General features: G+C 69.3%; 17 protein-coding genes. 10 read left to right on the top strand and 7 right to left on the bottom strand.

All coding sequences use genetic code 11. The features are described 5' to 3' along the window. Positions 1-85: 85 nt before the first annotated feature. Both V5F61_RS03505 and folB read right to left on the bottom strand, forming a co-directional pair. Positions 86-1,078: a class 1 fructose-bisphosphatase gene (locus V5F61_RS03505; protein WP_393987456.1), complete on the bottom strand. Its 993-nt coding sequence runs from the start codon at positions 1,076-1,078 to the stop codon at positions 86-88. Between the two features lie 98 nt (positions 1,079-1,176). Beyond that, positions 1,177-1,617, bottom strand: a complete 441-nt coding sequence (gene folB, locus V5F61_RS03510) for a dihydroneopterin aldolase (protein WP_393987374.1) — start codon at positions 1,615-1,617, stop codon at positions 1,177-1,179. A gap of 292 nt (positions 1,618-1,909) precedes the next feature. Between folB and V5F61_RS03515 the strand changes: the two genes are divergently transcribed. Further along, positions 1,910-2,602 (top strand): HisA/HisF-related TIM barrel protein, encoded by a 693-nt coding sequence (locus V5F61_RS03515; protein ID WP_393987375.1) that lies wholly within the window; start codon positions 1,910-1,912, stop codon positions 2,600-2,602. 13 nt (positions 2,603-2,615) lie between these two features. On the opposite strand, the gene V5F61_RS03520 is transcribed toward V5F61_RS03515, so the two are convergent. Both V5F61_RS03520 and V5F61_RS03525 read right to left on the bottom strand, forming a co-directional pair. Further along, a complete protein-coding gene (locus tag V5F61_RS03520; RefSeq protein ID WP_394104002.1) occupies positions 2,616-3,275 on the bottom strand; it encodes a hypothetical protein in 660 nt (219 codons plus the stop codon). Next, positions 3,272-4,141, bottom strand: a complete 870-nt coding sequence (locus V5F61_RS03525) for a ParA family protein (protein WP_393987377.1) — start codon at positions 4,139-4,141, stop codon at positions 3,272-3,274. The genes V5F61_RS03520 and V5F61_RS03525 overlap by 4 nt, the downstream gene beginning before the upstream one ends. Before the next feature lie 151 nt (positions 4,142-4,292). Between V5F61_RS03525 and fabD the strand changes: the two genes are divergently transcribed. The 7 genes from fabD (at position 4,293) to gmk (ending at position 11,083) form a co-directional block, all read left to right on the top strand. Then, entirely contained in the window at positions 4,293-5,276 is a 984-nt protein-coding gene (fabD, locus tag V5F61_RS03530) for an ACP S-malonyltransferase (RefSeq protein WP_393987378.1), read from the top strand. Positions 5,277-5,473: 197 nt separating this feature from the next. Continuing rightward, positions 5,474-6,217: a 3-oxoacyl-[acyl-carrier-protein] reductase gene (gene fabG / locus V5F61_RS03535; RefSeq protein ID WP_393987379.1), complete on the top strand. Its 744-nt coding sequence runs from the start codon at positions 5,474-5,476 to the stop codon at positions 6,215-6,217. 285 nt (positions 6,218-6,502) lie between these two features. After that, on the top strand, positions 6,503-6,739 hold the full coding sequence (locus tag V5F61_RS03540; protein ID WP_234050244.1) for an acyl carrier protein: 237 nt from the start codon (positions 6,503-6,505) through the stop codon (positions 6,737-6,739). A 172-nt stretch (positions 6,740-6,911) separates the two neighbouring features. Then, complete coding sequence (fabF, locus tag V5F61_RS03545) at positions 6,912-8,174, top strand: beta-ketoacyl-ACP synthase II (protein ID WP_393987380.1); 1,263 nt, start codon at positions 6,912-6,914, stop codon at positions 8,172-8,174. Positions 8,175-8,256: 82 nt separating this feature from the next. After that, complete coding sequence (gene mltG / locus V5F61_RS03550; protein ID WP_393987381.1) at positions 8,257-9,420, top strand: endolytic transglycosylase MltG; 1,164 nt, start codon at positions 8,257-8,259, stop codon at positions 9,418-9,420. A 38-nt stretch (positions 9,421-9,458) separates the two neighbouring features. Continuing rightward, positions 9,459-10,385: a YicC/YloC family endoribonuclease gene (locus V5F61_RS03555; protein ID WP_393987382.1), complete on the top strand. Its 927-nt coding sequence runs from the start codon at positions 9,459-9,461 to the stop codon at positions 10,383-10,385. Between the two features lie 92 nt (positions 10,386-10,477). Next, positions 10,478-11,083 carry a guanylate kinase gene (gene gmk / locus V5F61_RS03560; protein WP_393987457.1) on the top strand — a complete coding sequence of 202 codons (606 nt, stop codon included), beginning with the start codon at positions 10,478-10,480 and terminating at the stop codon, positions 11,081-11,083. Between the two features lie 342 nt (positions 11,084-11,425). Here the strand turns inward: gmk and panB are convergent, their stop codons facing one another. Together panB and V5F61_RS03570 are read right to left on the bottom strand one after the other, a co-directional pair. After that, the gene (gene panB, locus V5F61_RS03565; protein ID WP_393987383.1) at positions 11,426-12,265 is read right to left on the bottom strand and encodes a 3-methyl-2-oxobutanoate hydroxymethyltransferase; all 840 of its coding nucleotides are present in this window, start codon (positions 12,263-12,265) and stop codon (positions 11,426-11,428) included. 83 nt (positions 12,266-12,348) lie between these two features. Continuing rightward, positions 12,349-12,915 carry an NnrU family protein gene (locus tag V5F61_RS03570; RefSeq protein ID WP_393987384.1) on the bottom strand — a complete coding sequence of 189 codons (567 nt, stop codon included), beginning with the start codon at positions 12,913-12,915 and terminating at the stop codon, positions 12,349-12,351. 203 nt (positions 12,916-13,118) lie between these two features. Here V5F61_RS03570 and V5F61_RS03575 point away from each other — a divergent pair, with 203 nt between their 5' ends. Together V5F61_RS03575 and guaB are read left to right on the top strand one after the other, a co-directional pair. After that, positions 13,119-13,607, top strand: a complete 489-nt coding sequence (locus V5F61_RS03575; protein ID WP_393987385.1) for a L,D-transpeptidase — start codon at positions 13,119-13,121, stop codon at positions 13,605-13,607. A 263-nt stretch (positions 13,608-13,870) separates the two neighbouring features. Beyond that, positions 13,871-15,382 carry an IMP dehydrogenase gene (gene guaB, locus V5F61_RS03580; RefSeq protein ID WP_393987386.1) on the top strand — a complete coding sequence of 504 codons (1,512 nt, stop codon included), beginning with the start codon at positions 13,871-13,873 and terminating at the stop codon, positions 15,380-15,382. Positions 15,383-15,470: 88 nt separating this feature from the next. On the opposite strand, the gene V5F61_RS03585 is transcribed toward guaB, so the two are convergent. Further along, positions 15,471-16,160: a hypothetical protein gene (locus tag V5F61_RS03585; protein WP_393987387.1), complete on the bottom strand. Its 690-nt coding sequence runs from the start codon at positions 16,158-16,160 to the stop codon at positions 15,471-15,473. Between the last annotated feature and the right edge of the window lie 151 nt (positions 16,161-16,311).

Raw genomic sequence — 16,311 nt, forward strand, 5'->3', positions numbered from 1 at the left:
GGGGGTGAAAACGCAGGCGGCGCCGGTGGTGGCCGGCGCCGCGCGACATGACGGAAGAGGAGGGGGCGCGAAAGCCCGCCCCGGCTCAGTAATAGGACGCGATCTTCTCCACCTCGGCGCGGGAGCCGAACACCAGCGGAATACGCTGGTGGATGTGGTGGGGCACGATGTCGAGGATGCGGGTCTTGCCGTCGGTGGCGGCGCCCTTGGCCTGCTCGGTGAGGAAGGCTACCGGGTTCGCCTCATAGATCAGGCGCAGGCGACCGTTCTCGTAGCCCTTGCGCTTGTCAGAGGGGTAGATGTAGACGCCGCCGCGGGTGAAGATGCGGAAGGCGTCGGCCACCATGGAGCCCACCCAGCGCATGTTGAAGTCCTTGCCCCGCGGGCCTTCCTTGCCGGCGAGGCAATCGGCCAGATAGGCCTGCATCGGCGCGTGCCACTGGCGCACGTTGGACTGGTTGATCCCGTATTCCTTGGTCTCAGCCGGGATTTCCACCTGCTCGCGGGCCAGGAAGAACTCGCCCTTCTCCCGGTCGTGGACGAACACCTGCGTGCCCGCGCCCAGGGTCGAGACCAGGATGGTCGCCGGCCCGTAGGCCAGGAAGCCCGCCGCCACCTGGTGGCTGCCGGGACGCATCACCGCCGCCGCCGGGTTGGGGTGCTCGCCGGCCTCATAGGGCAGGATGGAATAGATGGTGCCGACGGACACGTTGGTGTCGATGTTGGAGGAGCCGTCGAGGGGGTCCACCGCCACCACCAGCCGGCCGCCTTCGTTCACCGCAATGAGCTCCTCGCTCTCCTCGGAGGCGAGGAACGCCACTTCCGTGCCCTTCAGGGCCGAGACGATGCGCTCCTCGGCGATGACGTCGAGCTCCTTCTGCGCGTCGCCGCCGGCATTGGGATCGGTGCCGCGGATCTTGGCGAGCCCCTCTTCCAGCGGCCCGCGCGCCACCAGGTCGGCGATGCCGACGCCGGTCGCCGCAATGGTGCGCACCGCGCCGGCGACGGCCTTGCGCCCCGCGTCCGCTCCCGCCCAGCGATCAAGATAGGCCTGAAGGGTCACGATCTCACTCACCATCATCTCCCTGGCACGACCGGCGGCCCGCGCCGCCGGCGCCCTTATGGCCCAAGGCGCGCCGCGCGGCAAAGCAATTACCGTCAAGCCGGCGGTTGCGCTCAGCGCCGGCGGACGATCTCGATGCCCACGTCGCCGAACACGCCCGTCACCGGCGCACCAGGCTTGTGCACCACCACGCGCACCTGCTCCAGCAGGGCGAAGTGGTCGAGCATCCGGGTGGCGATGCGCTCCGCCAGGGTCTCGATGAGGTGCACGGGGTCGTCGTTCACCACCGCCGCCACATGCTCGTACACCTGCTGGTAGGAGATGGTGAGCGCTTCGTCGTCGGCCCAGGCGGCGGGGCGGGTGTCGAGCCACCAGTCCACGTCGATCACGAATCGCTGGCCGAGCTCCCGTTCCGCCTCGTGCACGCCGTGGCGGGCGAAGAAGGGCAGGGCGCGCAGGAACAGCCGGCCGGACTGAGCCGGTTTGCCGGCGGGAAGCGCCTCCGTGGAGACGAAAGCGTCAGCCATCATTTCGGGATCGTCAGGTGGTGTCATTCACGCCTCGCGCGCGCAGCAGAACGCCGGATCGCGCGGAAGCTCGGCCGCAATGGGGGTCGTCATGCCCCACGCGCCTCGCGTGAGGCGGGGAGGGGCCGGCCCGGGGTGCCGCGCGCACCGTGGGTGTCGTGACTTCCTATTGTTTTCCGCTCCGGCTTTCAACGGATCAGCGTCGCCGTCCCGTGCTGCGCCGCACGCGTCCGCGGGAGGCGATGCCCTCCCGGCCGGCTGGCGCGAGGCACGGACGAAATGCGATGCTGCCATGCGTCTTCCGGCTCGGGTGAGGTGAATGCTGCTGATTCCGGTCATCGATCTCAAAGGCGGCATCGTGGTTCACGCCCGCCGCGGCGCGCGTGAGAGCTATGCGCCCCTCGCGAGCCCGCTCTGCGCTTCCTCGGGGGCTGTGGACGTGGCCGCCGGCTTCCTCGCGCTCGCGCCCTTTCGCGCTCTCTATGTGGCGGACATCGACGCCATCACCGGCGCCGGAGGCAACGCCCCCACGGTCGCTGCCCTGCGCCGCGCCTTCCCGCAGGTGGAGCTTTGGGTGGATGCCGGCGAGGCGCGCGCGGAGGCGGTACGCGCCCGCGCCGCGGCCGGGCTCGGCACCAGCGTGTTGGGTACGGAATCCATCAGTGAGGGCAGCGATGCGCGCGCGCTGCTGCGCTCGGGCGCCATCCTTTCCCTGGACCACGACGGCACCGGCCCCCTCGGCCCCCGCGCGGTGCACGAGGAGGCCTCCCTGTGGCCGGAGCGGGTCATCGTGATGACGCTGGCGCGGGTGGGCTCCGGCGAGGGACCGGACCTCGATGCCCTGCGCCGGGCCAGGGCGCTGCGTCCGGATGCGGCTGTGTTCGCCGCCGGCGGCGTGCGCGGGCCGCAGGACCTGGACGCCCTGGCGGCGGCGGGCGCCGCCGGCGTGCTGGTGGCGAGTGCCCTGCACGACGGGCGGATCGATGCCGCATGCGCGCGCAGGTGGGCGTGAGCCCGGAGCGCGATCACGCCCCGTCCGCGTCATCCTTCTTGCGCGCGACAGCGCCGATCCAGTCGCCGCGCACGCCCAGCTCGTCGCGAACCGCCGTCTGGATGCTTTTCAGCAGATCGTCCTTCTTGGCGCCGGCCTTGGGGGGCACCTTGAGGTTCTGGTCCGCGATGACGGCGCGCAGTTCCGCCACCTTCAGCGGCTTGATCGCCTTGTAAAGCGCTTCCGTGCCGCCGGACCGGTAGAGCGCGCGCGCGTCGGGCAGGGGGGCCTGGGGCTTCGGCTCGCGGCTGGGGGCGGTCTTCGGCGTCCGCGCGGCGGGCGCGGAGCGGGAGGGGCGGGGCTCCGGCGCGTAAGTGTCGCGCGCGCCTGAAGCAAGCTCATCCAGAAGGTTCCGGATCTCGACGCCCGACAGCGGCTTGATCGCGGCCTTCCCGCAGCCGCATGCCTCGAGAACCTTCCTGACCTTCGCATCGGCCATGCGCATCGCGTAGGCACGAAACGGCGCGGGGCCGAGCGCCTTGAAGCCGGCGCGAGCGGCATCGAGGCCGGAGATCGCCTCCAGCTTCGGAAGAATGAACTTCTGGATCAGGAGGTCGTTCAACTCGCGCTCGCCGTCGTGGACGGCGGCGGCCAGGGCGCGGGCGGCTTCCAGGGCGGACATGGGGCTGCTCATCTCTCACCGTCCACAAGGCTCATGACTTCCTCTCCGAAGGAGATGACGTCATCGATGGCGGTTCCGTACTTCTGCCTGAAGGACTGGAAAAGCTCACCCTCCTCAACGATCCGGCCGAGATCCGCACGGAGCTGGATGACCGTGCTCATGAGCGAGAAGTCTGCCGTTTCCTGGAACGTCGGATCGCTGAACTTTTCCATGCGGGGATAATGGACGCCGGAGCGGATCTTGGTGCGGCAGGCCCAGAGCGGCGGGCGCTCCTCGGGCCGCAGGCGCGGGATGATCTCGCGGCCGAGCAGGTCGAGGCCGATGGCGGAAAGATAATCGGGATTGACGGGCGCCACCACGATGTCGGAGGCCTTGAGGGCGGCCATGGCGAAGCCGGAGATGCCCGGCGGGGAATCCACCACCACATAGGTGCCCTTGCCGGTCAGGTCGGCGAAGCCACGCCGCAGGGCCGAGCCCGCGCGGCCTTCCAGCTCCTGGTCGAAGACGTTGAGGCGGGCCAGCTTGATGAGCAGCGAGCGCTCCACCATGCGCAGGCGCGGGTTCGACGGCACGAGGGAGACGCGCCCGCCCCCGTCCTCCAGCCGCGAGGCTTCGTCGAGAATGTAGTCGTCCAGGCTGTCGTCCTTGAAGGGCTTGCCCTGGTCGAGGAAGAAGCGGTCGATGGTCGCATTCTGCTCGATCAGAGCCTCGAAGCGCTCCTCGCCCAGCACGGCGTAGCTGGCGTTGGCCTGCGCATCGAGGTCCACCAGGCATACATTCTGCTGCAGCACGCAGCCGATGTAGTCGGTCAGCGCCACGGCCAGGGTCGTCTTTCCCACGCCGCCCTTCATGTTCACGATGGAGATGACTTTGGACACCCCTGCTACCCCCGCGATTCCACAACCTTGGATATATCGCACGGATTGCAGACGGTTTCGCAACAGCGCCCCGCCTTGACTCGCCCACATTCCCGGTGTCTCTGCGCTCCCCAATTTCAACCCTGCTTCCAGAGCACCGGAGGGCCGCCCCATGAGCGAGGGACAGCGCTTGACCTCTCAGACCGCCTTCATCTTTCCCGGCCAGGGCAGCCAGGCCGTGGGCATGGGCAAGGCGCTCGCCGAGAACTTCCCCGCCGCCAAGGCGGTGTTCGACGAGGTGGATGCCGCGCTCAACGAACACCTCACGCGCATCATGTGGGACGGCCCGGCCGAGACGCTGACCCTCACCGCCAACGCGCAGCCGGCGCTCATGGCCGTCTCCCTCGCTGCCATGCGCGTGCTGGAGGCCGAGGCGGGGCTCGACCTGGCGCGCGACGCGGCGTTCGTGGCCGGCCACTCGCTGGGCGAGTATTCAGCGCTGGCGGCGGCTGGCGCGCTCACCATTACCGAGGCGGCGCGCCTGCTGCGCATCCGCGGCCGCGCCATGCAGGATGCCGTGCCGGTGGGCGAGGGCGCCATGGCGGCGCTGCTCGGGCTCGATTACGAGCAGGCGGTGGCGGTGGCGGCGGAAGCCGCCGGCGACGACGTGTGCGAGGCGGCCAACGACAACGCCCCCGGCCAGGTGGTGGTGTCCGGCAGCAAGGCGGCGGTGGAGCGGGCCATCGTCATCGCCAAGGAGAAGGGCGCGCTGAAGGCGGTTCTGCTGCCGGTGTCCGCCCCCTTCCATTGCCGGCTGATGGCTCCCGCCGCGGAGGCGATGGAAGTCGCCCTTTCCGGCTCCACCGTGATGTCGCCGCGCGTGCCCGTCGTCTCCAACGTGCGCGCCTCGCCGGTGACAGACCCGGCCGAGATCGTCCGCCTGCTGGTGGAGCAGGTGACGGGCACGGTGCGCTGGCGCGAGAGCATCATCTACATGGCGGGCGCGGGCGTGAACCGCATGGTGGAGGTGGGCGCCGGCAAGGTGCTGTGCGGCCTCGTGAAGCGCATCGACAAGTCGATCGCCTGCTCCAACGTGGGCGCCGCCGAGGACGTGGCGGCCTTCATCGCCGCCCGCAGCGCGGCCCCGGTCGCCTGAGACACGCGGATATTTTGTCCCTTCCGGCCTCCCGCGCTTGCGGCGCGCGGCCGGGAGGGGGCAGAAGCTTCCCCAAGGTTTCGACGTGGACGCCGCGCGCCGGCGGCCACGGGCGCGCCCCGGCCCGGACGGGCGGGACACGTCGTCGTCAATGACCGGCCCGCAGCCGGAGCAATCCAACAGAGGACTGGGGTTTCATGTTCGATCTGACCGGCAAGACCGCGCTCGTCACCGGCGCCACCGGGGGCATCGGCGGCGCCATCGCCAAGGCGCTGCACGCCCGGGGCGCCACCGTCGCCGTCTCCGGCACCCGCCGCGAGGCGCTGGAGGCCCTGGCGGCCGAGCTCGGCGGGGCGCGCGTGGCGGTGCTGCCCTGCAATCTCGGCGACGCCGAAGAGGTGGAGAAGCTGGTGCCCGCCGCCGAGGAGGCGCTGGGCGGCCACATCGACATTCTGGTGAACAACGCAGGCATCACCCGCGACAACATCTTCATGCGCCTCTCCGACGAGGCCTGGGACCAGGTGATCGCGGTGAACCTCACGGCCGCCTTCCGCCTCTCGCGCGCGGCGGTGCGCACCATGATGCGCCGGCGCTCCGGCCGCATCATCTCCATCACCTCCATCGTCGGCGTCACCGGCAATGCGGGGCAGGGCAATTACGCGGCGGCCAAGGCGGGCATGATCGGCATGTCCAAGTCGCTGGCGCAGGAAGTGGCCTCGCGCGGGGTGACGGTGAACTGCGTCGCCCCCGGCTTCATCGCCACGCCCATGACCGACGCGCTCAACGAGAAGCAGCGCGAGAGCATCCTGAAGGCCGTGCCTGCCGCAAAGCTGGGGACGCCGGAGGATATCGCCGCCGCCTGCGTCTATCTCGCGTCCGATGAAGCCGCCTACGTGACGGGCCAGACCCTGCACGTGAACGGCGGCATGGCCATGATCTGAATGCTGCGATGCGACGCCTTTGCCCTCGCTGGTCAGGGCGTCGCGAGTATGGTACGAGCCGCACAGCCGGTCCGGATTCGGGAGCGCCGCCTGGCATTCCCGGTCCGTCACGCAACGTCAGGAGACGTGCGGTGCGGCGCCATGCCGGTGGGCTCAAGCGCCGGCGGCGCCGGCCCCATGCACCGGATGTGGACGAGGGGGCTGGGCACGGCGGAAAAAAGGCATTATGCCCACCTCCAGCCGCCGAACGGCAACGGGATTATCCGAACAACGAGGGTTGCATCGATGAGTGACATCGCCGAGCGGGTGAAGAAGATCGTCGCTGAGCATCTGGGCGTCGAACCTGAGAAGGTGACCGATGGCGCCTCCTTCATCGACGACCTCGGCGCCGACAGCCTCGACACCGTCGAGCTCGTGATGGCGTTCGAGGAAGCCTTCAACTGCGAGATCCCCGACGACGCCGCCGAGACCATTCTGACGGTCGGCGACGCCATCAAGTTCCTGGAGAAGAACGCGGCCTGAGCCGCGGCTCGAAGTTCAGGCTCCGGTCGCGTGGCGCCCTGCGCCCGCGGCCGTTCTTGTGATCGGCCCGTCGCGGCTGCTGCGATGGGTCCGGAAGCGGGCGTGGAAGGCACGGCATTGGCCTTCAGCCGGGATGTTTGCACGCTTTCGAGCGTCTGCCGGAGTTTTCCCCATGAGACGTGTCGTCGTCACCGGTCTCGGCATGGTGACGCCCCTCGGCTGCGGCGTGGAGCCCACGTGGCGGCGTCTGCTCGCTGGCGAAAGCGGCGTTACGGCCGTCACGCATTTCGATGTTTCCGATCTTGCCTGCAAGATCGCGGCGAACATTCCGCGCGGTGACGGCTCCGACGGCACCTACAATCCCGACCAGTGGATGGAGCCAAAGGAGCAGCGCAAGGTCGACGAGTTCATCGTCTTCGCCATGGCTGCCGCTTCCCAGGCGCTCGACGATGCCGGCTGGCATCCGTCCACCTATGAGGAGCAGATCACCACGGGCGTGCTGATCGGCTCCGGCATCGGCGGCATCGAGGGCATTGCGGAAGCCTCCCTCACCCTGAAGGAGCGCGGCCCGCGCCGCATCTCGCCCTTCTTCATTCCTGGCCGACTCATCAATCTGGCGGGCGGCTACGTCTCCATCGCGCACGGCCTGAAGGGGCCGAACCACGCGGTGGTCACGGCCTGCTCCACCGGCGCCCACGCCATCGGCGACGCCGGCCGCCTCATCGCCCTGGGCGATGCGGACGTGATGGTGGCCGGCGGCACCGAATCGCCCATCAACCGCCTTGCGCTTGCGGGCTTCGCCGCCTGCAAGGCGCTCTGCACCGCCTTCAACGACGAGCCCACCCGCGCCTCGCGCCCCTACGACAGGGATCGCGACGGCTTCGTGATGGGCGAGGGCTCGGGCGTGGTGGTGCTGGAGGAGCTGGAGCACGCCAAGGCGCGCGGGGCTCGCATCTATGCCGAGCTGGTGGGCTACGGCCTGTCCGGCGACGCCTACCATATCACCGCCCCGTCCATGGACGGCGACGGCGCCTATCGCTGCATGTCGGCCGCGCTGAAGCGGGCCGGCCTCTCGGCCGGCGATATCGACTATATCAATGCTCACGGCACCTCCACCATGGCGGACGAGATCGAGCTGAAGGCGGTGGAACGGCTTCTGGGCAACGCGGCGGGCAAGACCGCCATGTCGTCCACCAAGTCCTCCATCGGGCACCTGCTCGGGGCGGCGGGCGCGGTGGAGGCCATCTTCTCGGTGCTCGCCATCCGCGACCAGATTGCCCCGGCGACGCTTAATCTCGAGAATCCATCGGTGGAAACACCCATTGATCTGGTGCCCCTGAAGGCGCAGCCCCGCAAAATCGACACGGTGCTGTCCAATTCCTTTGGTTTCGGTGGCACCAATGCGTCGCTGATCTTCCGGCGCTACGCGGCCTGAGCCGGCGCGGCGCGGCCTGCGTCCACGGCGTGGCCGTGACAGCGGTCGCGCCAGATCGTCCGGCGCCGTGCGTGGGAGGCCCATGATGGAAACGCCAGAGAACGAGAATCCTGATCGCGGGGTCGCGCCCACCTATCACGTCCGGCGCCGCGACAAGGGCAAGGCCCGCAGGCCCTCTCAGGCCGCGCGCCACCCGGCGGTGACCATCGGCAGCGGCATCTTCACCTTCCTGCTGTTCGTGCTGCTCGGCGGCGGCCTCGCCCTCTGGTACGGCGAGCACGCCTATAACGGGCCGGGCCCACTGGCCGCGGAGAAGACCGTTCTTATCCCGCGCGGCGCGGGCGTGCGCGACATGGCGGAGACGCTGGAGCGCGAGGGCGTCATCGACAATTGGCTGGTGTTCATCCTGGGCCAGAAGATGACGCGCCCGGATGCCAGCATGAAGGCCGGCGAATATCTCTTCAAGCCGGGCCAGTCCATGGCGAGCGTGGTGGATGCCATCGCTTCCGGCAAGGTGGTGGTGCACCAGGTCACCATTCCCGAGGGGCTCACCAGCCTGCAGGTGGTGCAGCGCCTGCTCGCGAACGACCTGCTCACCGGCACACCGGTGGTGCCGCTGGAAGGCACGCTGCTGCCCGAGACCTACCGCATCCATCGCGGCATGTCCCGAGACGAGGTGTTGAAGCAGATGGCCGACGCCCAGCAGAAGCTGGTCAAGGCCCTGTGGGAGAAGCGGGACCCCGACCTGCCCCTGAAGAATACGCAGGAAATGATCATCCTCGCCTCCATCGTCGAGAAAGAGACGGGCGAGCCGGAGGAGCGCGCCAAGGTGGCGGCGGTCTTCGTCAACCGGCTCAACAAGAAGATGCGGCTCCAGTCGGACCCGACCATCATCTACGGCATCGTCGGCGGCAAGGGATCGCTGGGGCGGCCCATCAGCCGCACGGACATTGTCGCGCCCACCGCCTACAACACCTACACGGTGGACGGCCTGCCGCCCGGGCCCATCGGCAATCCCGGCCGCGACGCGCTGGCGGCGGTGGCCAATCCCGCCCACACGAAGGATATCTACTTCGTGGCCGACGGCACGGGCGGCCATGCCTTCGCCGAGACCCTGGCGGACCACAACAAGAATGTGGCGCGCTGGCGCGCCATCGAGGCGGCTCAGTCCGGCTCGGCCCCCCAGCCGGCCGCGCCGACGCCCGCGTCCCCCCAAGGCGGCGCCGCCAAGCCCGCCGGCAACTGAAGAAGGCGCGCGGCGGCTCATCCCCCGCGTGAGCACCCATGACCGCGCTCTCCTCCGCCCCCGCGGCCACGCGCCCCGCATCGCTGGCGAGCATGACCGCCTTCGCCCGCGCCTCCGCGAGCGAGGGGCGCTGGCGCTTTGCATGGGAAGTGCGCTCGGTGAACGGCAAGGGGCTGGACCTGCGCCTGCGCCTGCCGCCGGGTTGCGAGGATATCGAGGCCCAGGTGCGCGCCCGCGCGGGCGCCGTGCTGGCCCGGGGCTCTGTCTCCGCCACCCTCACCGCGGCGCGGGAGGGGGAGGACGTGGCCATCCGCGTCAATGAGGCGGGGCTTGAAAGTCTCGTGCGCGCCGTGCGCCGCACCGCCGAGAGGCTCGGCGTTCCGGAACCGGGGCTCGACGCTCTGCTGGCGGTCAAGGGCATCGTCGAGGTGACCGAGGCGGAGGAGGACGAGGCCGGGCGGCATGTCCGCTCCGTCGCCTGCCTCGCGGCCTTCGAGGTGGCGCTGGCCGAGCTCTGCACCATGCGCGAGCGGGAGGGGCAGGCGCTGCAGGTGGTGCTGCTTGGCCGTCTCGACGCCATCTCGGCCCTGGTGGAGGCGGCGGAGCGTCTGCCCGAGCGCAGCGTGGAGGCGATTCGCGCGCGGCTCGCAGAGCAGGTGCGCGTCCTGCTGGAGGCAGGGCCCCAGCTCGACCCCGAGCGGCTGCACCAGGAGGCGGTGCTGCTGGCCACCAAGGCGGACATTCGCGAGGAGCTGGACCGGCTGGCGGCCCACGTGGCCGCCGCGCGGGAGCTGCTGGGGGCCGGCGGGCCGGTGGGCCGGCGGCTGGATTTCCTGGCCCAGGAGTTCAACCGCGAGGCGAACACGCTGTGCTCAAAGTCCAACACGGTGGTGCTCACGCAGATCGGCCTTGACCTGAAGCTGCTGGTGGATCAGTTCCGCGAGCAGATCCAGAATCTCGAGTGACCGCGGTGACGACGCCTTCTTCCCTCTCTCCCCATTTCGCTCTGCCCGGCTGGAAGCCGGGGGCCGGCGCGGGCCTTGCGCGGCGCGGGCTGATGCTGGTGCTCTCCTCGCCCTCCGGCGCGGGCAAGACCACCCTGTCGCGTCGCCTGCTGGAGGTGGACGCGCGCATCACCATGTCAGTCTCGGTGACGACGCGCGCGCCCCGGCCCGGCGAGGTGGAGGGGAAGGACTATTTCTTCGTGGACGTGCCCACCTTCGAGCGGATGCGCGAAGAAGGCGAGCTGCTGGAGCATGCGGTTGTCTTCAACAACCTTTATGGCACCCCGCGCCGCGCCGTGGAGGATGCGCTTTCCGCCGGGCGGGACGTGCTGTTCGACATCGACTGGCAGGGCACCCAGCAGCTCGGCGAGAGCGCCCAGCAGGATCTCGTGAAGGTTTTCCTGCTGCCGCCCAGCGCGGCCGACCTGGAGAAGCGCCTGCGCACCCGCGCCCAGGACACCGACGAGGTGGTGCATCAGCGCATGGCCAAGGCCTCCGACGAGATCAGCCATTACGACGAGTATGACTATATCCTCATCAACCATGAGGTGGAGGACAGCCTCGTCAAGCTGCAGTCCATCCTGCAAGCGGAACGGCTGAAGCGCCGGCGGCTCACCGGCCTCGCGACCTTCGTGAAGCACCTGCGCGACGCGCTATAGAGGCGTTTTCCGTGCGCGCCGACTCGGCGGCAAGCGCTCCGGGTTCTCGCAATGACGCGTTCTCTTCGTGCGTGCAGGCTTCATATCGCTCGAAAACGCGTCAATGCCCGCGCTTTCGCAGGTAGGGCGTGCAAGCGGGCAGGCGGGATCGGACCCAGCTCCTGGGCGATGGCCGAGAGCGCTCTCCCAGCACTGAAGCTCCTGCACGGCGGCAGGGCCGGGAGCGACGCCTCGCCCCGGCGGCAGGCCGCGCTGTTCGCCCGTGCCCCTGACGCCACGCGTGCTCTCGCACCGGGATTGCCGATGGTGGGCGGCCCTCCTGGGAAGGCCGCCCGCAGCGTGTCAGGATGCCTTCGCCTTCTGCACGAGGCGCGGGGCGTAGACGTGCTCCGGGCCCGGGAAGGTGCGCGCGCGCACCTCTTCCGCATAGGTGGCGACGGCCTTCTCGATCTCCGGCCCCATGTTGGCGTACTTCTTCACGAACTTGGGCACCCGTTCGCCGAGGCCGAGCATGTCCTCCAGCACCAGGATCTGCCCGTCGCAGGCGGCCGAACCGCCGATGCCGATGGTGGGCGGCGCCACTTCCTGGGTGATGCGGCGGGCGAGAGGCTCGGCGATGGCCTCCAGCACGATGGAGAAGGCGCCCGCCTCGGCGATGGCGCGCGCATCGTCGAGGATGACGGAGGCCTCCGCATCGTCACGTCCGCGCGCCTTGAAGGAGCCGAGCGTGTTGATGGCCTGGGGGGTGAGGCCCACGTGGCCCATTACCGGCACGCCGCGGTCCACCAGGAAGCGCACCGTCTCGGCCATGCGGCGGCCGCCTTCCAGCTTCACGGCGCCGGCGCCGGTTTCCTTCAGCACGCGGGCGGCGGTGTGGAAGGCCTCGGTGGGGCTCGCCTCGTAGCTGCCGAAGGGCAGGTCCACCACGATCAGCGCCCGCCTGGTGCCGCGCACCACGGCGCGGCCGTGCATGATCATCAGCTCCACGGTGACGGGCACGGTGGTTTCCATGCCGTGCATCACCATGCCCAGGCTGTCGCCCACCAGCACCACGTCCACGTGGCGGTCCAGCAGACGCGCGGTGTGGGCGTGGTAGGAGGTCAGCGAAACGATGGGGTCACCCCCCTTGCGGGCCTGGATCTCCGGCGCGGTGATGCGGCGGCTGTCTGCCTGGCTGGACATGACGTTCCTCTAGATTTTGGCGCGGGCATCTTTGCCCTGGGCTCGCCGGGCACGCGCGGCCGCGGCTCCCGTTCCCCGCCCGTTCACGTCACGGGCACCCCGATCACATAGGGATGGAACAGGAAGGCGAGAAGCGCATAGAGCACCACCCCGGCCACCACCGCAAGGGCATCGCCCGCCCACCCGGCCGGCGATGCCGGCACCGGCGCGCCGCGACGGCGCAGGGCGATGCGGTCATAGACCGCCCAGGCGAGCACCGCGCCGAACAGCATCATGGATGCGGCGTCGCCATTGGCCAGCAGGTGGGCGACGGCCCAGGTCTTCACCGCCACCAGCAGCGGATGCTTCAACCGCGTACGCAGATGGCTGGGCACATAGGCCGCTACGGCGCAGATGCAGGCAAGGAGCATCAGCAGCAGCGTGACATGCCGCAGCGCGAGCGGCGGCTCCCACACCATGGCCGGCCCGGCCGCCCGCCACAGGGCGAAGCCGTAGACCGTGAGCGCCAGCCCGCCGGCCGCGAGGAGAGAAAATAGGCCCTTGTAGGCCGCCTCGCCGATGGCGCCGATCAGCTTCGCGCGAAGCTCCCTCAGGCTCGCCACCACATGGATACCGATGAAGACGATCAGGCCCAGAACCATCACCATCATGGCAGTGTCTCCACCGGAGCATTTTGCGCCTCCGCCTCAAGTGCACGAGACGCGGTGATGCGGCAAGAGCAGGCGGGCAGGGGAAGAGCGGCGCGGGCCCTCGCCATCCGCCGGCGGCGTACAGCGCGGAGAGGTAGCCTCATCCATGTTCACCCTTGCGTTGCGAAAGCGCCGTGGCAGTATGGCTGACGGAGGGGAACACCATGGGCGCGAGGGGCAGGGCGCGTGCGGCTGCGCGCATCTTCCGCATGAAGGGCTTCGGGTCCGTCTGCCGGCTCTTTCTGGTGCTCGTCGGCGCGGCCCTGTGGGCGGGGGGGACCGCGCCCGCGCAGGCCGGCGTGGTGGCGCGCGTGGACCTTTCCACCCAGCGCATGACGGTGCTGGTGAACGGTGTGCCGCGCTACAGCTGGCTGGTTTCCACCGCGCGGCGCGGATATGTCACCCCCACCGGCACATACCGGCCGCAGCGGCTTCACCGAAGATATTTCTCCCGTAAATACTACAACTCGCCCATGCCCTACTCGGTGTTCTTTCGCGGCGGCTATGCCATCCATGGCAGCTATGCCGTGAACCAGCTCGGCGCGCCCGCCTCGCACGGCTGCATCCGCCTTCATCCGAGCAATGCAGCCACGCTCTACGGCCTGATCGAGAGCCATGGGCCCGGCGACACGCTGATCCAAATCACGCGCTGAGGGGCTTCATCGAGGGGATGTCTGCCCCCTCTCTGCGGGGCTGGAAAAGGCTGCGGCGGGCAGGGGTGGCGCCCCACGCATGTGCGGCGTGCATGGCCCACTTGCGTGAAAACTCTGCATGCCGGGTCTTCTTTTCGTCGCGCACCCATGGTATCGGCCACTGCCAACTCGAAGCGGGAGCCGAGACGAAAGTCGTCCACCTCCACCCGTTCCGACCCAAGTCGCGCGACGCGCATTCCGGGCGTCGCCAACAGGAGTTGGCCATGACTGCGCCCCTCTCGCCTGCCCCCCTCTCCGGCCCGTTTCGCGAAGCGCTGACCTTCGACGACGTGCTGCTCACCCCCGGCGCCTCGGAGGTGATGCCCGGTGAGGTGGACACGGTGACCAAGCTCACCAAGTCCATCACCCTCAACCTGCCCATCATCTCCGCCGCCATGGACACGGTGACCGAGGCGCGCCTCGCCATCGCCATGGCCCAGGCCGGCGGCATCGGCGTGATCCACCGGAACCTCACGCCCGAGCTGCAGGCCGAGCAGGTCAAGATCGTGAAGAAGTACGAATCGGGCATGGTGGTGAACCCGGTCACCATCCATCCCGACGAAACCCTCTCCGACGCGCTGGCGCTCATGAAGCGCTATGGCATCTCCGGCATTCCGGTGGTGGAGCGCGCGGCCGACAGCATGCCGGGCCGCCTCGTGGGCGTGCTCACCAACCGCGACGTGCGCTTCGCCCATAATCCGGACCAGCCCGTCTCCGAGCTGATGACCCGCGAGAACCTCATCACGGTGCGCGAGGGTGAGGTGACCCAGGACGACGCCAAGCGCCTCCTGCACCAGAACCGCATCGAGAAGCTGCTGGTGGTGGATGCCGGCTATCGCTGCGTCGGCCTCATCACCGTGAAGGACATCGAGAAGGCGGTGGCCTATCCCAGCGCCGCCAAGGACGAGCAGGGCCGCCTGCGTGTCGCCGCCGCCACCACGGTGGGCCCCGACGGCTTCGAGCGCACCGAGCGCCTCATCGACGCGGGCGTGGACCTGGTGGTGGTGGACACCGCCCACGGCCACTCCCGGAAGGTGCTGGACCAGGTGGAGCGCATCAAGCGCCTTTCCAACCGCACCCAGATCCTGGCCGGCAACATCGCCACCGCCGAGGGGGCGAGGGCCCTCATCGACGCCGGCGCCGATGCGGTGAAGGTGGGCATCGGGCCCGGCTCCATCTGCACCACCCGCATCGTGGCAGGCGTGGGCGTGCCCCAGCTCACCGCGGTGATGGACGCCGTGGAGGCCGCCTATGCCACCGGCACCCCGGTGGTGGCCGACGGCGGCATCAAATATTCCGGCGACCTCGCCAAGGCGCTGGCGGCGGGCGCCTCGGCCGCCATGGTGGGCTCGCTGCTCGCCGGCACCGAGGAGAGCCCCGGCGAGGTTTTCCTGTACCAGGGTCGCTCCTACAAGGCCTATCGCGGCATGGGCTCTGTGGGCGCCATGGCGCGCGGCTCGGCCGATCGCTACTTCCAGGCCGAGGTGCGCGACACACTGAAGCTGGTGCCTGAGGGCATCGAGGGCCAGGTGGCCTACAAGGGCCCGGTGGGGGCGGTTCTGCACCAGCTCGCCGGTGGCCTGCGTGCCGCCATGGGCTATGTGGGCGGGCGCAACCTGCAGGAGTTCCGCGAGAAGGCGCGCTTCGTGCGCATCTCCTCGGCCGGCTTGCGCGAGAGCCACGTGCATGACGTGCTCATCACCCGCGAGAGCCCCAACTACCCGACCTCCATCTGAGGCCGGGCCACAGGTGACGCAAAAAAGCCGGCGGGGCATCCCGCCGGCTTTTTTCTTTATACATCCATGTCGGTGCTGCCGGGCGTTCTCAGAAATCGTAGCCGAAGGCCTCGATCTCGTTGCGATACCAGGAGGCCACGAGATCCCGCGTCTCGGGGGTGTAATAGTCGCGGTAGCTGCCGTCCGGCCGCAGGTTGCCCTTGGCGTGGGGCAGTTCGGGCAGCTTCAAGCCCCGCTCGTGCGCGAGTGCGATGAGATCCCCTGCAAGGTGCTCGTAGCGCAGCACCTTGTGCACGACCACGCGGCCGTCCATGGCGTAGATTTGCCAGTTGTCGATCTTCAGCCCTGGACCGTCGGCGTGCAACCATGCGGCGAAGGAGGGCTTGCGCTCGGCCGGAAGGGCGCGGGTCTGCCAGAAGTAGTTGGAGACCTGCCGGTCCCACGGGTTGCGCTCGATCGAAAAGCGGTAGGCCGCATCGAAGGCCTTGGGCCCCACCAGCCGCCGCGCCTCCGCAGCGTGGATGTGGTCGGGGATGGGGATGTAGGGGCTGAAGCGGGGCGCGCGCAGGCCCAGGATCCAGCGGACGCGGTGCTTTAGCCGCCAGTCGGGGCGCCGCATCAGGTAGTTCTGCTCGGTGACGTCGGAGGGGCCCTGCTCATCCACGGGGGTAATGATGTCGCGCGGGCCGCAGACGGCGCGCAGTGCCAGCTCGACACTGGTGCCCGCGGTCTTGCGGGTCTTCAGGAAGAGGAAGTTATTGAGCCTGGAATAGATCATCGGGAAGAAACGCCTCGAAGACGCGCCATCCGGCATCTGCCTTTCCGCATGCCGGCGCAGGCGAAAGCCGCGACCACAGCGCGCCGCCCCGCCCCGCATGTGCCCTGTCACCTTACCCTGTGGCACGTCTGGCGCCCCGGCGCAATTTGGC

It is taken from the genome of Xanthobacter sediminis (assembly GCF_043195015.1).
GTDB lineage: Bacteria > Pseudomonadota > Alphaproteobacteria > Rhizobiales > Xanthobacteraceae > Xanthobacter.

Excerpts from the sequence above, each read along its gene's own strand:
- V5F61_RS03505 (WP_393987456.1), bottom strand. The coding sequence starts at position 1,078 with ATGGTGAGTGAGATCGTGACCCTTCAGGCCTATCTTGATCGCTGGGCG.
- folB (WP_393987374.1), bottom strand. The coding sequence starts at position 1,617 with ATGACACCACCTGACGATCCCGAAATGATGGCTGACGCTTTCGTCTCC.
- V5F61_RS03515 (WP_393987375.1), top strand. The coding sequence starts at position 1,910 with ATGCTGCTGATTCCGGTCATCGATCTCAAAGGCGGCATCGTGGTTCAC.
- V5F61_RS03520 (WP_394104002.1), bottom strand. The coding sequence starts at position 3,275 with ATGAGCAGCCCCATGTCCGCCCTGGAAGCCGCCCGCGCCCTGGCCGCC.
- fabD (WP_393987378.1), top strand. The coding sequence starts at position 4,293 with ATGAGCGAGGGACAGCGCTTGACCTCTCAGACCGCCTTCATCTTTCCC.
- fabG (WP_393987379.1), top strand. The coding sequence starts at position 5,474 with ATGTTCGATCTGACCGGCAAGACCGCGCTCGTCACCGGCGCCACCGGG.
- V5F61_RS03540 (WP_234050244.1), top strand. The coding sequence starts at position 6,503 with ATGAGTGACATCGCCGAGCGGGTGAAGAAGATCGTCGCTGAGCATCTG.
- fabF (WP_393987380.1), top strand. The coding sequence starts at position 6,912 with ATGAGACGTGTCGTCGTCACCGGTCTCGGCATGGTGACGCCCCTCGGC.
- mltG (WP_393987381.1), top strand. The coding sequence starts at position 8,257 with ATGATGGAAACGCCAGAGAACGAGAATCCTGATCGCGGGGTCGCGCCC.
- V5F61_RS03555 (WP_393987382.1), top strand. The coding sequence starts at position 9,459 with ATGACCGCGCTCTCCTCCGCCCCCGCGGCCACGCGCCCCGCATCGCTG.
- gmk (WP_393987457.1), top strand. The coding sequence starts at position 10,478 with ATGCTGGTGCTCTCCTCGCCCTCCGGCGCGGGCAAGACCACCCTGTCG.
- panB (WP_393987383.1), bottom strand. The coding sequence starts at position 12,265 with ATGTCCAGCCAGGCAGACAGCCGCCGCATCACCGCGCCGGAGATCCAG.
- V5F61_RS03570 (WP_393987384.1), bottom strand. The coding sequence starts at position 12,915 with ATGATGGTGATGGTTCTGGGCCTGATCGTCTTCATCGGTATCCATGTG.
- V5F61_RS03575 (WP_393987385.1), top strand. The coding sequence starts at position 13,119 with ATGGGCGCGAGGGGCAGGGCGCGTGCGGCTGCGCGCATCTTCCGCATG.
- guaB (WP_393987386.1), top strand. The coding sequence starts at position 13,871 with ATGACTGCGCCCCTCTCGCCTGCCCCCCTCTCCGGCCCGTTTCGCGAA.
- V5F61_RS03585 (WP_393987387.1), bottom strand. The coding sequence starts at position 16,160 with ATGATCTATTCCAGGCTCAATAACTTCCTCTTCCTGAAGACCCGCAAG.